Source organism: Amycolatopsis sp. NPDC004079 (assembly GCF_040610415.1).
GTDB lineage: Bacteria > Actinomycetota > Actinomycetes > Mycobacteriales > Pseudonocardiaceae > Amycolatopsis > Amycolatopsis halotolerans.
Window position 1 is genome coordinate 14210 of the sequence record NZ_JBEXMH010000066.1, and the last position, 12577, is coordinate 26786.

Below are 12577 nucleotides of genomic sequence, written 5' to 3' on the forward strand. Positions count from 1 at the left end.
GGGGAATGCTTGCCGGTGCGAAGGAGTTTATTCCCGGCATGGGAACCACGAGCAGTCCGCCCGCGGCGAAACGCGCCGCCGTAGGCCTTCGTTCCGAGCGCGGACCCGTCCTCGCCGCCGTCATGCTGAGCACCGGCCTCGTGGCCCTCGACAGCACCATCATCGCCACCGCGGTCCCCTCGGTGGTCCGCGACCTGGGCGGGTTTTCCCAGTTCCCGTGGCTGTTCTCGATCTACCTGCTGACCCAGGCGGTCACCGTGCCGCTGTACGGCAAGTTCGCCGACGTCCTCGGCCGCCGCCCGGTGATGTTCTTCGGCATCGCCGCGTTCCTGCTCGGCTCGGTGCTGTGCGGATTCGCGTGGAGCATGCCGGTGCTCATCGCCGCGCGCGCGGTGCAGGGCATCGGCGCGGGCGCGGTCCAGCCGATCAGCATGACGATGGTCGGCGACCTGTACACGGTCGAGGAGCGCGCCCGGGTGCAGGGCTACCTCGCCGGAGTGTGGGCGGTCGCCTCGGTGATCGGGCCGACGCTCGGCGGCGTGTTCGCGGAATACCTCAGCTGGCGGTGGATCTTCTTCGTCAACCTGCCGCTCGGCGCGCTCGCCGCGTGGATGCTCTACCGCAAGTTCACCGAGCAGGTGAAACGCACGCGGCACAAGGTCGACTACGCCGGCGCGACCCTGCTGACGCTCGGCTGCGCGCTGCTGATCCTGGCCCTGCTGGAAGGCGGGGTCGCGTGGAGCTGGACGTCCGCGCCGAGCCTGGCGATCTTCGCCGTCGCCGTCCTGATGCTGGTCACGTTCGTGCTGGTCGAGCGGCGCGCGGAGGAACCCGTGCTGCCGCTGTGGGTGTTCACCCGGCGCACGCTGATCGGCGGAAACCTCGTCGCCCTCGTGACCGGCGCGGTGCTGCTGGGCTTCAGCTCGTTCTTGCCCACCTACGCGGAAGGCGTGCTCGGCACGGACGCGCTCACCGCGGGCTTCGCGCTGGCCGCGCTCACGATCGGCTGGCCGATTGCGGCGTCGCTGTCCGGGAAGGTCTACCTGCGGATCGGATTTCGCGACACCGCGCTGATCGGCAGCGGATTCCTGCTCGTCGGGGCGGTCATGGCGACGTTCCTCGGCCTCGAATCGGTGGTTTGGATGGCCGCGGCGGCCGTGTTCGTGGTCGGTATCGGGCTCGGGCTTTCGTCGAGCCCGACGGTGGTGGCCGTGCAGTCGACCGTCGGCTGGGAGCGCCGCGGTGTGGTGACCGCGACCAACATGTTCAGCCGTTCGCTGGGCAGCGCGGTCGGCACGGCGATCTTCGGCGCGATCGCCAACGCCACCCTCGCCGGCCGGTTCGCGAACCCGCCCGCGGAGGTCGCCGGGCACCTTCCGGCGAGCGTCGACGCCACCAGCCGCATTCTCAGCGGCGCGCACGACAACTCACCGGCCACGGCGTACGTGCGCGAATCGCTCGCCGGAGCCACGCACAACGTGTTCCTCGCGATCGTGGCCGTGTCGGTGCTCAGCGTCGTCGCGCTGCTGCTCATGCCCCGCAAGACCGAACAGCTGACGTTCTAGTTCTGCAACGGCACGAGTTCGCGCACGAAATCGTCGAGGAACTGCCGGTAATCACCGGAGTATCCGGGCCGGACCACGAATTTCGTGAGTCCGGCCTCGACGTGCTGCTCGATCATCCGGCGCGCCCCGGCCCAGCTGGTGGGCACGAGTTCGGTGGCCGGGCGGCCTGGATTACGCCGCTGCGCCACCATCCGCAGCCCTTCCGGAATCCCGTGCGGCGCCAGGACCATGCTCAAGCCGAAGTGGTCCGATTCGATCTCCCGGTCGGCTTCGGCCGCGGCTTCCTGAATCGCCAGCCTTGCCGCGCGGGACTGGTCCGGCGTGTGGAAACTGCCGAGCCATCCGTCGGACAACCGGCCCGCGCGACGCAATGCCGCCGGGGCTGCACCGCCGACCCAGACGTCGAGCCGCTTCGCCGGACGCGGCCCGATCGTCACGCCTTCGACCTGGAAAAACTCGCCGTCGAAGGACACGTTGTCCCGTTCCAGCACCAGGCGCAGCAACGCGAGCGACTCGTCGAACACCGCCGCGCGTCGCCGCTGCGGCACCGGGAACAGGGCGCGTTCCCCTGGCTGCGCGGGCATCAGGCCGAACACCGGGAGCACGCGTTTCGGGGCCAATCCAGCGAGCGTGACCAGCTGTTTCGCGACCAGCACCGGGTTCCGTCCGGGCAGAATCGCCACGCCGGTGCCCAGTTTGAGCCGCTCGGTGCGGGCCAGCGCGTGCGTCATGCCGATCAACGGGTCGACGTCCGGCGAATAGACCACTTCCGACAGCCACAGCGAGTCGACGCCCGCTGCCTCCGTCAGCTCCGCCAAACCGGAGAATTCTTCCGGCCCGGTCCCGAGTCCCGGAGCCACCCCCACCCGGATCTTGTCCACGTTCGCTCCGCTCAGTCGACGCGTTCCCTTGAGCAGAACCGGATCCGGGCGCGAGTTCTTCCCGCTAGGCGGTCGCTTCGATCACCCGGCCCAGCGCGGCGTGCAGCGCCTCCAGTTCGGAAACCTCCATGCCGAGCCGCTCCACGACGCGATACGGGATTTTCTCCGCCTCGGCGCGCAGATTCCGCCCCTTCCCGGTGAGCTCGACGGTCAACTGGCGCTCGTCGGCCCGGCTGCGGCCGCGCGTCACATACCCGACCGCTTCCAGCCGTTTGAGCAGCGGCGACAGCGTCGCGGGCTCGTGCCGCAACGCCGTGCTGAGGTCCTTGACCGACCGCGGCGACTGCTCCCACAGCGCCAGCATCACCAGGTACTGCGGATGCGTCAGCCCGTGCGGCTCCAGCAGCGGCCGGTAAATCGCGATCACGCTGCGCGAGGCGACCGACAGCGCGAAGCACACCTGCCGGTCGAGCTTCAGCGGGTCCTCGCCAAGGTCGATCTCGGCCACTCGTCCTCCTCGTGCTCGAGCCCACCCTAGCGCGGGCTGCACCACACTAATAGTTAGTGTGCTAATCATTAGTGTACTCTGGCCGCAGACCCCGAGGAGGCACGATGACCGAACGGCCCGGCGTACTCCGCTGGTTCTGGTACGCCGTCAGCGGACGACTGCCCGAGCGCTACCGGGACTGGCTGCTGCACGACGCGACGTCCAAGCACTGGAAGGCGCGGCACGTCCTGCGCGCGTCGGTGGGCATCGCGCCGCTGTGCCTGGTCTGGCTGCTGCTGCCGGCCCCGCTCGGGCTGCGGCTGGCGATCGTGCTGATGGCCGCGCTGGTGTCGTACTTCTACTCGTGCGCGTACATGGAGGAAAGCATCGACCACCGGTTGGCCCGCAACGGTTTCCCGCCCGGAACCGGCAAGCGGATCCGGCGCGAGAAGGCCGCCGAGGCCAACGCCGAGGCGACCGCCCGCTACATCGCGGCCTACCGGCAGCACCCCGCCGACTAGACTCGGGAGCCGATGAGACGCAAGCGCCCGGCCCCGATCCCGCCCCGGCACGGCCTAGACCCAGCCCGGCTGCGGCTGCCCGACGAGGGCCCGTGGACGACACTGCTGGAGCACCTGGTCGAACGCCTCCCCCGGGTTGCTCCCGCACGGATCGAGGAAATGCTGCGCGAGCAGCGGATCCACGGCGAGGACGGTCCGCTGGGGATCGACACGGCGTACGTCCCCGGGTCGTTCATCTGGTTCCACCGCGATCTGCCGGACGAGGTCCCGGTGCCCTTCGACGTCACCGTCCTGCATCGCGACGAGCACCTGCTGGTGGTCGACAAACCCCACTTCCTGGCGACGATCCCGCGTGGACGGCACGTGCTGGAAACCGCTTTGGTGCGGCTGCGTCGGTCGCTGGACCTGCCCGCGCTGTCCCCCGCGCACCGGCTCGACCGCGTGACGGCGGGGCTGGTGATGTTCGTGATCACACCGTCCGCTCGGGGCGCGTATCAGACGATGTTCCGCGATCGGTTGGTGCACAAGGAATACGAGGCGATCGCGCCGTACGATCCCTCCCTGGAGCTGCCCCGGACCGTGCGCAGCAGGATCATCAAGGAGCGCGGCGTGCTGGCCGCGCAGGAGATTCCCGGGCCGCCGAACTCGGAGTCCACAGTGGAGCTTCTGGAGCACCGGGACGGGCTGGGGCGTTATCGCCTCACCCCTGCCACTGGACGCACGCACCAGTTGCGGGTCCACATGTGTTCTTTGGGAACTCCTATCCTTGGCGACGACTTTTATCCGGAGCTGCACGAGAAACCGCTGGACGACTTCACGAAACCGTTGCAGCTGCTGGCCAAAGTGCTGGAATTCGACGATCCGCTGAGCGGTGAACCTCGCCGGTTCACCAGTCGCCGGACGCTCACCGCGTGGGATTCGCTGGACGAATGGGCTAGTTGACAGCCACGGCGAGGAAATGCGCGCTGGCGTTGATCAGGAGCGGATCCTGTTCGACCAACCGGGCGCATCGAAGGGCCGCGTCCACGCGTGCGTCGAACTCGTCGATACCGGCCACGTCCAGCGCCGGCCAGGCCGGGCCCTCCACTCCGTACACCGAAATCTCCGACAGCCCAGCGGTTTCCAGCTCGCCGCGAAGCTCGTCCGCGGTGTGGAAATGCGCGGGGACGAAACCGACGTGGCCGTCATAGCGTCCAGTATTGAGGACAGCTTCCACCGACGGTGTTATATGGTCGGTGAGCTGGCCGTTTGTTCCGGTCTCCATGGCCGAGAGATAACGGCTGATCGCGGCGGCGAATAGCAATCCTCCCGGCCGAAGAACGCGCCGGGCTTCCGCGATCGCCTGCGCACGGTCGCCGGATTCGGTCAGGTGATAGAGCGGGCCCATCAGCAGCACGACATCCGCGCTGTTGTCCGGCCAGGTCAAAGCTCGGGCATCCCCGACTTCCGCGGTGACGCCTTCGAGGTGTGCCGCCTCCGCGACATGACCGGCCACCGGATCGACTACGTGCACCGAATGTCCTTCTGCGGCAAGCCATCGGGCGTGCACCCCGGTCGCCCCGCCGACGTCGAGCACTCTCTTGCCGGGCCCCGATATCGCTCTGCGCACCAGCTCCTGCGTGCGCCGGAATTCCAGCCTGCCGTGCGGCGATCGGAGAAGCCGCGTGCGCTCAGTGGTTTCAGTGTCGTAATGCTCGACCAGAGTCATGCCCGCCACAGTGGCCGAATTTCCCCTGCCGCGGCAACGGAAATTCGGCCGGGGCCGCTCGCCGGACGGATGCCAGGCGGCGGATGGCACCCGTCCGGCGAGCAAGCGAATCACCTGGTCCAGAACTTGATTCCGCTCCACTGCACGGTAATCGGCCCGGCGCCGCTGGCCGTCCGGTACGACCCGAACTTGTCGTAATAACTACCCGATGGGCTGTCGTCCGTCTGCTTCAGCGAACCGTTGATGTATACCTTGTGGGAGCTGCCGACCTCGTTGATCGTGTTGACTCGCACCGAAGTCCCGACAGTCGCGCCGGTCGCCACGGTCTGGCCGTTCTCCACGGTGTAGAGCCTTCCGCCCTTCTCCACCGCCAGCAGGAAATACGGTCCGGCATTGGAGCCGTCGCGGAACGTCTGTTTCAGGCTGATCCGCGAACCGCCCATGCTGGTGATCTTGAAGGAACCCTCGAACTGGTGCGTGCCGCCGGTGTAGGTGTCGTAGCGGCGCTCGGCCCGCTGCTCGCCGCTGCCGTCGGAGCAGGTCAGCTTGAAGGTGAGCCCGCTGACCTGGCCGCAGCCCTTCTGCTGTTCCTTGTACCCCGGCGACCAGGGTTTCCAGGTGCCGCCGCCGACCTGGGCGTCCGCGACCGGGGCGAGAATCGCCATCCCGCACACCGCCGCCGCCAGTGCTCCGCCGATCCGGGTTCTCGTGCGCACGTGCCAACCTCCGTCGAACTCAGGGCGGCGGTAGCGGTACAGGTCCAGACCACTGGGTGATCACTGTAGGTCTCCGGCCGGTCGCGGACAAGGGCGCGTCCCTTGACGACTTTGTTTGTCACTGCTTGGCTCAGAGGATGCAGGACGTCGAAGTGATCGAGGACCCCGCCGTCGCGGCGGCCGCGCTGGACCCGGTGCGCGCCCGCCTGCTGGCCGCGCTGACCGAACCGGCGTCCGCCGCGGCGCTGGCCGCCAAAGTGGGTTTGACCAGGCAAAAGGTCAACTACCACCTGCGCGCGCTCGCATCGCACGGCCTCGTCGAACCCGCCGGAACCCGGCAGTGGGGCGGCCTCACCGAACGGCTTTTCGCCGCCACCGCCGGCGCCTACCTGGTCTCCCCCGCCGCACTCGGCGCGGCCGGCACCGCCCGCGTCAAGCCGGACCGCCTCTCGGTGAGCTACCTGCTCGCCGTGGCGGGCCGGACACTGCGCGAGGTCGCCGGCCTGGCCCGGCGCGCGGCCCGCGCGGGCAAGCCGCTCTCGACGCTGACCCTGGACACGGAAATCGCGTTCGCCTCCGCTCGCGACCGTTCGGCGTTCACCGACGAACTGACCACCCTCGTGACCGACCTCGTGTCCCGCTACCACAACGAATCCGCCCCCGACGCGCGCCTGCACCGGCTCGTCGTCACCGCGCATCCCAAGCCCGCCGAGTAGTTCATCCGAACAGGTGTTCGATTTTCGTGTAGCTTGGAGGCATGAGTCAGGCATTTCAGGGCTCGCTGTTCGGTGCGAGCGGGCCGGCCACGCTGGGCCCGCTGTCCGGCGTGCAGCGCACCGAACTGGGGCAAGGCGCGTGGATCGACGTGCTGCCGGGATGGCTCGACGGCTCGGACGAGCTGTACGAGCATCTCGCGGCCGAGGTCCCGTGGTACGCGGAGCGTCGGCAGATGTACGACCGGGTCGTCGCCGTCCCGCGACTGCTGTGCTTCTACCGGGAACACGCGCCGCTGCCGCATCACGTCCTGACCGAGGCGCGGGAGGCACTGTCCGCACATTACGCGGCTGAACTGGGCGAACCGTTCCGCACGGCCGGGCTCTGCTACTACCGAGACGGCCAGGACAGCGTCGCCTGGCACGGCGACGACCTCGGCCGCGGCCGGACCGAGGACACCATGGTGGCGATCCTGTCCGTCGGCGCGGCCCGACACCTGGCGCTGCGCCCGAGAGGCGGCGGGGACTCGGTGCGGTACCCGTTGGGACACGGTGACTTGATCGTGATGGGCGGGTCCTGCCAGCGCACATGGGAACACGCGATCCCGAAGACGGCCCGTGCGGTGGGGCCGCGGATCAGCGTGCAGTTCCGGCCGAGAGGAGTGCGATGAGGTGAGAGGTGCGGCGAAGGAGGCACCGCGAGAAGGCTGCGGTGACTGCGAGGACGCGCCGTGAGAAGGCGGCGAGGAAAGCGCGTGAGAAGGCCTTGAGGAAGGTGCCGTAGGGCTGCGGCGACAGGTTCCGAGCGCGGCACCACCGCACCCACCACGCGCGAGGCACTGCCGGTCCGAGCGCGCCCGCCACGTACACCGCCAGCGCAGTACCACCGATTCGACCACGCCCGCTACGCACACCGCACCGCGAGCGCGACACCGCCGATTCGACCACGCCCACCGTGCACACCATCAGCGCGACACCGTCGGTCCAACCGTGCCCGCCACGCACACCGGCACCGCGAGCGCGGTGCCACCGGCCCGAGCGCGCCCACCACGCAGACCGCGAGCGCGGCACTACCGGTTCGACTGCGCCCACCACACACCGCGAGCACGGCACCACCGGCCCGACCACGCCCACCGTGCACGCCACCAGCGCGCCGTCCTGGTGATCGTGCCGTCGATGTAGCCACTGCCCCAAGCCGTCCACCGGGGCATTCCCGTCGCATCAGACGGTCGGCGGGTCGGCAGGCGAAGCCGTCAACCCAGCCACAACCGTGCTCAATCCTGCGCGCCGACCAACCAGGCACCGGCCGACCCCGCGCGACCGCCCTTGGCCGCCCGGGGATTCAGCGTCAGTCCACCAGCACCGGCAGCGAGTCGAGCCCGTACACGATCGACACCTTCCGGAACGCCAACTCCTCCGGCTGCACCGCCAGCCTCAGGTTCGGGAACCGCCGGACCAGCGCCGGGTAGGCCGCCCGCAGCTCCATGCGGCCCAGTTCCGCGCCGATGCACCGGTGGATCCCGTAGCCGAACGCCAGGTGCGAGGACGGCTCGCGGGTCGGGTCGAAGCGGTCCATGTCGCCCTTGCCGAGCACCGGGTCGCGGTCGGCGACCGACAGCGACACCAGCACGATGTCGCCCTCGCTGATGTGCACCCCGGCGACGTCCAGGTCCTGCTTCGCGAACCGCGGGAACGCCATCTGCACCACCGTCAGGTAGCGCAGCAACTCCTCGACGAACCGGTGCACCGAGTCGTCGTCGCCGCGGACCGCGTCGAACGCGGCCGGGTCGCGCAGCACCACCAGCGCGCCCAGCGCCAGCATGCTCGCGGTGGTCTCGAGGCCGCCGGTGAGGATGCCGTCCGCGAGACCGGCGAGTTCGCGGTCGTCGATCTCGTCGCCGTGTTCCTTGATCAGCATGCCGAGCAGGCCGTCGCCGGGCTGTTCGCGCTGCTTGCGCACGATCTCCAGCAGGTACCCCAGCGACTCCGAGATCGCGCCCAGCGACGCGCCCGCGCCGCTGAACAGGTCGAACCGCGCGGTGCTCAGCCGCTGGAAGTCCGCCCGGTCCTCATAGGGCACGCCGAGCAGCTCGCAGATCGTGAGCGACGGGATCGGCAGCGCGAACTGCTCCCACAGGTCGACCGGCCCGTCGGCGGCGGCCATCGCGTCCAGCTGGCCCGCCACGATCTCGTCGATCCGCGGCGTGAGCCGGGACAGCCGGCGCATCGTGAACTCCGGCGTCAGCAGCTTCCGCAGCCGCGTGTGCACCGGCGGGTCGGCGAATCCGAGGCCGCCCGGGTTCTGGTCCTCGGTGACGCCCGCGTTGCCGACAAGATTGGTGAAGTCGTTGCTGAACTCCGAGCCCTTCCCGAGGACGGCCTTGGCCTCCTCGTACCCGGTCACCAGCCAGGCGTTCATCCCGAACGGCAGGTCCAGCTTGCTGATCGGCGCCTCGCCGCGCAGCCTGCCGAGGTCCGGCACCGGGTCGAGGCCCTGGCGGCGCAACGGCTCCAGCGCCGAATCGGGCAGCAGTGCCATCTTCTCGAGATCGAAACCGCGCTTCTGCTGGCGGGCGATGTACCGGCGGCCGGCCCAAGCGAGGACGCGCGAACGGAGACTCCCCATGCCGGCGACAGTACCGCAACCACCCCTCGCGCCGGTCCTCGGCGGAGACGCCCGTCACCCTGTGACCAGCGCCGGTCCACAGTGGACTCCCGTCACCCGGCCAGGTGACGGGGCTCCGGAAATTGTCAGACCCCCCGGACAGAATGGCCGCATCGGCATCGACCTGCGTGACCAGCCGGTCGCAGCCGGTGAAAGCACGAGACGGCACCGCGAGTCCGTGAGAGGCTCGCGGAGAAAGGGAGGAACCGGACATGACTGCGGCGCTGATCGGGCGGGCCCACCCCGCCTCGACACTGCGCGCGCAGCTCTCGCGCGCCACGGCCAGTCACGGCGGCCTGACCCTGGTCACCGGCGAGGCCGGAATCGGCAAGACCACGCTGGTCAGCGCATTGGCCGACGACGCACGCGGGGCAGGCGCGCTCGTCCTCGGCGGCACCTGCTGGGAGTCCGGAGCCGCGCCGGGCTATTGGCCGTGGGTCCAGGTCATGCGCTCGCTGCGCCGGGAAGCCGCGGCGCACGAATGGGCCGTCGCCAGCTCGCCGATGCTGTCCGCGCTGCTCGGCGAAACCCCCGAACCGCCCGCTGACGACGGGTTCCAGCTGCCCGACGCCGTCACCCGGGCGCTGGTCACGGTGGCTCAGGAACGCCCGGTGGTCGTCATCCTCGACGATCTGCACTGGGCCGATCCGGCGTCGCTGCGGCTGCTCGAGTTCGCGGCCAGGCACACGTGGTTCGAGCGGCTGCTGCTCATCGGCACGTACCGCGACGTCGAAGTGGACGCGCCCAGCCATCCGCTGCACCAGCTGATGCTGCCGCTGCTCGCGAAGGCAACCACGATCACGCTCACCGGTCTGGACGAAACCGGCGTCGCCGAGCTGATGAGCCGCACCGCGGGCGCTGATCCAGATGCCGAACTGGCGGCCGACGTGCACCGGCGCACCGGCGGCAACCCGTTCTTCGTGGAGCAGACCGCGCGGCTGTGGCGCAGCGGGAGCACAGTGTCCGCGGTCGCACCCGGAGTCGCCGACGCACTCCAGCGGCGGCTGTCCCTGCTCCCCCGCCCTGTTGCCGATCTGCTCACCAATGCCGCGGTGCTCGGCCGCGAGTTCTCCCTCCAATTGCTCGCCGCCACCGCCGGCGCACCCGTCGCACAGGTCGACCACCTGCTCACACGCGCCGTAGCCGCCCGGCTCGTCCTCGCACTCGGCGAAGGCCGCTTCGCCTTCGCGCACGACCTGGTGCGCGAATCGAGATACGCCGGACTGACCCCCGCCGAAGCACAACGCCAGCACGCGGCGGTCGTACGCGCCAGCGAACACACCCCGACCCTGACCGGAGTCGCCGAACGCGCCCGGCACGCCTATCTCGCCAACACCGACCTCGAACCAAGACACGTTGTCCGCCTGCTGCTCGCCGCGGCCAAAGACGCCGGTGCCCGGATGGCGTTCGAGGAATCCATCGCACATCTGCGCCGAGCCCGCGAACGCGCAGCGGACGAACGCAGCCAAGCAGTCGTCGCGCTGGAACTAGGCACCGCGCTGTGGCGCCTAGAGGAGAAAGACGAAGCCTGGCTCCTCTGCGAGGAAGCCACCGCGCTGGCCCGCCAACTGGACAACGCGAACCTCCTAGCCCGGGCCGCCCTCACCCTGTCGAAATTCGGCACCAGCGGCGCACGACGCGAGTTCACCGCCCAGCTTCTCCGCGAAGCACACGAAGAACTGTGCGGCGGCAACGCGGCCGAACCCCTCTCGCTGGACCGCATCCGGTTGGAACTCACCGCCCGCGCCGCGATCCTCGCCCGAGACGACGAGGACGACGACGCGCTGGCGTTCACCTTGTGGGCACGACACGACGCGATCTGGGGCCTGGGCAGCGGCGCCGAACGCGAGCGGCTCACCGATGAACTGACCGCCATCGCGAGACGCACCAACGACCGCGAGAACGAATTCTTCGCCGCCTCGCTCAAATGGGTCGCGATGCTCGAACAGGGAGATCCGCGCTACCTGGACCAGTTCCAGGTATTCCAAGCAATCGCCGACGAAGGCGTGCCAGCCGCGAAGGTGGCGGAAGCGATCGACCGCAGCATCATCTGCACCTTCCGCGGCCGCTTCACCGAAGCCGACGCCGCGCTCGCCGAAGCACTGGCCGCCCCGGAAATGTTCGGCAGCAACGATTACGGCTACCTGCCCGACCAATTGCGCTGGAGCGCACTACTCGTACAGGGCCGCTTCGCCGAAGCCGCCGAGCTCCCCTCAAAAATGGCCGACGCCGGTCTCCCCCACCCCGCCCTGCTGCGCACCCTGACCGCCGCACTCGCAGGCGACGCCGCGACCACCCGGCACGAACTGTCCGAAGCAGCCGCAGACGGCCCGTACGCCCGTGCCTTCACTCCGCTGTGGCTGCGCTGCCAAGCCCAAGCCGCCGCAGTGCTGAAAGACCGCGCCGCAGCAGAACGATTGCTGCGCGAACTCTCCCCGCACTCCGGAGAATGGCTGGTCTCCCTATACGGCTGCGAGCTGAGCGGCCCAGTAGACCTGTGGCTAGGCCTCTTGCACAAAACCCTCGGAGACGCCGAAACAGCCGCCGCCCGCTTCACCTCCGCCGCCCGCTCCGCAGACCGCCTGCGCGCCCGCCCGTGGGCAATCGAAGCCCGCAACCACCTCGCGAACACGTTGCTAGACCTGGGCGAGACCGACCGAGCAACCACCCTGGCCGATGCCGTCACCGCCGAAGCAGCCGAACTGGGCATGCAGCACCTCACCAAGCGCCCCCGCCCAGCACCGTCTGTTCCCGCCAACGAATTCCACCGCACCGACGCGGTGTGGACCCTGCGCTTCGCCAACCGGGAAGTACGGATGCCGGACGCGAAAGGCCTGCGAGACCTGAATTTCCTGCTGAGCAGACCAGGAACCGAAACCCCCGCCGCACAATTGCTCTCCCCCGAGGGCGGCCCCGAACCGGAAGCCGCCCGAACTTTCAGCGGCGACCCCATCCTGGACGACACCGCGAAAGCCGCCTACCGCCGCCGCCTCGACCAATTGGACGAGGCGATCGACACCGCCACCCTCCGCGGCGACGACGCCAAAGCCGCCGCATTAGACACCGAACGCGCAGCCCTGCTCGACGAACTCCGAACGTCCACCGGCCTGTCCGGCCGAACCCGCCGTCTGGGCGACGAAACAGAACGCGCACGCAAAGCCGTGACCGCCCGAATCCGCGACACCCTCCGCAAACTGGGCGACCTCCACCCGGAACTGGCCGCCCACCTCCGCGACACCATCACGACGGGCTCTTCCTGCAGCTACCAACCGGAGAAGCCCATGACCTGGCGCTTGTAACCACCGGCCCGGGTGCCCGGGC

General features: G+C 69.4%; 11 protein-coding genes. 6 read left to right on the forward strand and 5 right to left on the reverse strand.

The genetic code is table 11. The features are described from left to right. Nucleotides 1-38: 38 nt before the first annotated feature. Nucleotides 39-1565, forward strand: a complete 1527-nt coding sequence (locus tag ABZX37_RS40700; RefSeq protein ID WP_354748943.1) for an MDR family MFS transporter — start codon at nt 39-41, stop codon at nt 1563-1565. Here ABZX37_RS40700 and ABZX37_RS40705 read toward each other — a convergent pair. Both ABZX37_RS40705 and ABZX37_RS40710 read right to left on the reverse strand, forming a co-directional pair. After that, on the reverse strand, nt 1562-2446 hold the full coding sequence (locus tag ABZX37_RS40705; protein WP_354748945.1) for a TIGR03854 family LLM class F420-dependent oxidoreductase: 885 nt from the start codon (nt 2444-2446) through the stop codon (nt 1562-1564). The two genes, ABZX37_RS40700 and ABZX37_RS40705, sit on opposite strands and share 4 nt — an antisense overlap. A 64-nt stretch (nt 2447-2510) precedes the next feature. Beyond that, nucleotides 2511-2954: a MarR family transcriptional regulator gene (locus ABZX37_RS40710; RefSeq protein ID WP_354748947.1), complete on the reverse strand. Its 444-nt coding sequence runs from the start codon at nt 2952-2954 to the stop codon at nt 2511-2513. 104 nt (nt 2955-3058) lie between these two features. Here ABZX37_RS40710 and ABZX37_RS40715 point away from each other — a divergent pair, with 104 nt between their 5' ends. Next, nucleotides 3059-3454, forward strand: a complete 396-nt coding sequence (locus ABZX37_RS40715; RefSeq protein ID WP_354748949.1) for a DUF5313 domain-containing protein — start codon at nt 3059-3061, stop codon at nt 3452-3454. Nucleotides 3455-3466: 12 nt separating this feature from the next. Further along, a complete protein-coding gene (locus ABZX37_RS40720) occupies nt 3467-4396 on the forward strand; it encodes an RluA family pseudouridine synthase (protein WP_354748951.1) in 930 nt (309 codons plus the stop codon). On the opposite strand, the gene ABZX37_RS40725 is transcribed toward ABZX37_RS40720, so the two are convergent. Together ABZX37_RS40725 and ABZX37_RS40730 are read right to left on the reverse strand one after the other, a co-directional pair. Then, nucleotides 4389-5162 (reverse strand): class I SAM-dependent methyltransferase, encoded by a 774-nt coding sequence (locus ABZX37_RS40725; protein ID WP_354748953.1) that lies wholly within the window; start codon nt 5160-5162, stop codon nt 4389-4391. The genes ABZX37_RS40720 and ABZX37_RS40725 overlap by 8 nt on opposite strands. 110 nt (nt 5163-5272) lie before the next feature. Continuing rightward, the gene (locus ABZX37_RS40730; RefSeq protein ID WP_354748955.1) at nt 5273-5878 is read right to left on the reverse strand and encodes a hypothetical protein; all 606 of its coding nucleotides are present in this window, start codon (nt 5876-5878) and stop codon (nt 5273-5275) included. Nucleotides 5879-6015: 137 nt separating this feature from the next. On the opposite strand from ABZX37_RS40730, the gene ABZX37_RS40735 reads away from it, so the two are divergent. Next, nucleotides 6016-6594, forward strand: coding sequence for a helix-turn-helix domain-containing protein (locus ABZX37_RS40735; RefSeq protein ID WP_354748957.1), 579 nt, complete (start codon nt 6016-6018; stop codon nt 6592-6594). A gap of 41 nt (nt 6595-6635) precedes the next feature. After that, on the forward strand, nt 6636-7262 hold the full coding sequence (locus tag ABZX37_RS40740) for an alpha-ketoglutarate-dependent dioxygenase AlkB (protein WP_354748959.1): 627 nt from the start codon (nt 6636-6638) through the stop codon (nt 7260-7262). Between the two features lie 677 nt (nt 7263-7939). Here ABZX37_RS40740 and ABZX37_RS40745 read toward each other — a convergent pair. Continuing rightward, on the reverse strand, nt 7940-9217 hold the full coding sequence (locus tag ABZX37_RS40745) for a cytochrome P450 (protein WP_354748961.1): 1278 nt from the start codon (nt 9215-9217) through the stop codon (nt 7940-7942). A 251-nt stretch (nt 9218-9468) separates the two neighbouring features. Here ABZX37_RS40745 and ABZX37_RS40750 point away from each other — a divergent pair, with 251 nt between their 5' ends. Continuing rightward, the gene (locus tag ABZX37_RS40750; RefSeq protein WP_354748963.1) at nt 9469-12555 is read left to right on the forward strand and encodes an AAA family ATPase; all 3087 of its coding nucleotides are present in this window, start codon (nt 9469-9471) and stop codon (nt 12553-12555) included. Nucleotides 12556-12577: the final 22 nt, after the last annotated feature.

What these genes read in the sequence shown, in the direction of transcription:
- ABZX37_RS40715 (WP_354748949.1), top strand. Translation starts at nt 3,059, where the DNA reads ATGACCGAACGGCCCGGCGTACTCCGCTGGTTCTGGTACGCCGTCAGC.
- ABZX37_RS40740 (WP_354748959.1), top strand. Translation starts at nt 6,636, where the DNA reads ATGAGTCAGGCATTTCAGGGCTCGCTGTTCGGTGCGAGCGGGCCGGCC.
- ABZX37_RS40735 (WP_354748957.1), top strand. Translation starts at nt 6,016, where the DNA reads ATGCAGGACGTCGAAGTGATCGAGGACCCCGCCGTCGCGGCGGCCGCG.
- ABZX37_RS40700 (WP_354748943.1), top strand. Translation starts at nt 39, where the DNA reads ATGGGAACCACGAGCAGTCCGCCCGCGGCGAAACGCGCCGCCGTAGGC.
- ABZX37_RS40725 (WP_354748953.1), bottom strand. Translation starts at nt 5,162, where the DNA reads ATGACTCTGGTCGAGCATTACGACACTGAAACCACTGAGCGCACGCGG.
- ABZX37_RS40720 (WP_354748951.1), top strand. Translation starts at nt 3,467, where the DNA reads ATGAGACGCAAGCGCCCGGCCCCGATCCCGCCCCGGCACGGCCTAGAC.
- ABZX37_RS40750 (WP_354748963.1), top strand. Translation starts at nt 9,469, where the DNA reads ATGACTGCGGCGCTGATCGGGCGGGCCCACCCCGCCTCGACACTGCGC.
- ABZX37_RS40745 (WP_354748961.1), bottom strand. Translation starts at nt 9,217, where the DNA reads ATGGGGAGTCTCCGTTCGCGCGTCCTCGCTTGGGCCGGCCGCCGGTAC.